Origin of the sequence: Donghicola tyrosinivorans, from assembly GCF_003003355.1 — a bacterium.
Classification (GTDB): domain Bacteria; phylum Pseudomonadota; class Alphaproteobacteria; order Rhodobacterales; family Rhodobacteraceae; genus Donghicola; species Donghicola tyrosinivorans.
This window is the reverse complement of sequence record NZ_PVTQ01000050.1, coordinates 1-1,699: the sequence shown is the minus strand read 5'-3', so window position 1 is coordinate 1,699 and position 1,699 is coordinate 1. Positions and strand designations below refer to the sequence as shown.

The following is a 1,699-nucleotide window of genomic DNA, read 5'->3' as shown; positions in this document are numbered from 1 at the left end:
AGCCCTCGATCCGGATCACGAGGACACCTGATCTGCAAAAAGCTCTCCGGCGCGAAAGACGCAACGCCGGAGAGCTTTGAGCCGATGTAGGTCGGAGGTGCATTTAGGTTGGGCAAGAAGGGCGGAAAGCGGACATTCGCTGCAAGCGCGAATGCTCCCTTGCCCTTTCATGTAAGCGGACATTTGAGTTGCATCACGCACCAAAAGGCCCGTCAAAGAAGGACCTCCCCAAATCATTGCGCGGCTCCACCCCGATGCAACCCAAGCGCTGCGCCACATCAAGGAATTCTCAAGGGGCAGCGCGGCACAGGTCTTCTGGTTCAGCGCTCTGGCGATCAAAACAAATGCTCCACCTCTAGCGCGGGGACGAAGCGCCATTTGCGCAGGGGGCCCGCCATGACGTTGAGGTAGTACATCTCGAACCCATAGGGCGCGCCGCAGGGGTGGTGACCGCGGGGAACGCAGACCACATCACCGTCCTTAACGGCCATCGTCTCATCCAGCTGACCATCGTCGGTGTAAACCCGTTGGATGCCAAAGCCATCGGCGGGGTTCAGACGATGGTAATAAGTCTCTTCCAGATAGGTGATGCGCGGGAAGTCATCTTCGTCATGGCGATGGCTGGGGAAAGACGACCAGTGGCCAGCAGGTGTGAACACTTCGGTCACCAGAAGACTGTCGCAGTAGTCCTCGTTCTCCATGGCGATGTTGTTGATGTAGCGGGTGTTCACCCCTTCACCGCGCTGGGTCAGGGTGATCCCATCAGGCCCGATCCGCCGCGCCGCGTGGCCGCCCATTCCGGGGGCTGAGCAGACCGCAATGGTGCAATCGGTGGTCGCCTCAGCGGTCCAATTCTGTCCGTTCGGCACGTAAAGGCAATGGGGCGGGGTCTTTTCAAAGACGCTCATCCGCTCGCCCAACACACCCCAGTCTTGACCGGCGGCGTTGAAGCTGGCCTTTCCTTCGACCATCACCAGAATGACCTCACGATCACCAGTGGCCTCGGCCACGGTCTCACCCACCCGAAGACGGTAAAGCGAGAACCCAACATAACGCCAACCGGCGCTTTCCGGAGTGATCTGATGCACCTTACCGTGGGTGCCAAAGGGTTTCTTCAGTAGGTCAGCCATCTCAAATCCTCTCGCCCCCCTTCATTTTGGGGGTCAATACCTCGGGGTGCGGGGCAGAGCCCCGCCTGTCCTGCTGTTTCGTGTCAGTTCATGCCGGTCTGGCGGGTGATCTGGGTGATGTACTCGGCATAGCGGGCGCGCTGCTTCTCGCGCGCGCTCACCTGCGGCACCGCCACATCCCAGAAGAACCCGTGGCTGCCCGCCGTCGTCTGCAGACCTGTGCCGGGGAAGTCCTTGGCCACCGTCTCGATCACGATCACCGTCGGGATGTTCCGCTCGCGGGCCGCCACAATCTCGGCCTCCAGCGCGTCCGTTCCTGATGCCTTCACCGCATAGGCACCCATCGAGGCCGCGTGCGCCACATAGTCGATCTCCGGTTGCACCTCGACATTGCAATCCACATACATGTTGTTGAACGGCTCACCGCCACAGCCCATGGTCTGCAGCCGGTTAATGCAGCCGTACCCACGGTTGTCCGTCAGCACCACGGTGAAGGGAATGCGCCGCATCACCGCCGTCGCCAGCTCGGCGTTGGCCATCATGTAGCTGCCATCGCCCACAAAGCAGAT

Annotated in this window: 2 protein-coding genes; both read right to left on the bottom strand. The window is 60.7% G+C overall.

Features of this window, described 5'->3' with window-relative positions; translation table 11 throughout:
* Positions 1-335: 335 nt before the first annotated feature.
* Positions 336-1,130 (bottom strand): 5-deoxy-glucuronate isomerase, encoded by a 795-nt coding sequence (iolB, locus tag CLV74_RS22390; protein WP_106269149.1) that lies wholly within the window; start codon positions 1,128-1,130, stop codon positions 336-338.
* 83 nt (positions 1,131-1,213) lie between these two features.
* The coding region (locus CLV74_RS22385; protein ID WP_245888666.1) for a thiamine pyrophosphate-dependent enzyme at positions 1,214-1,699 on the bottom strand (486 nt) is incomplete at its 5' end.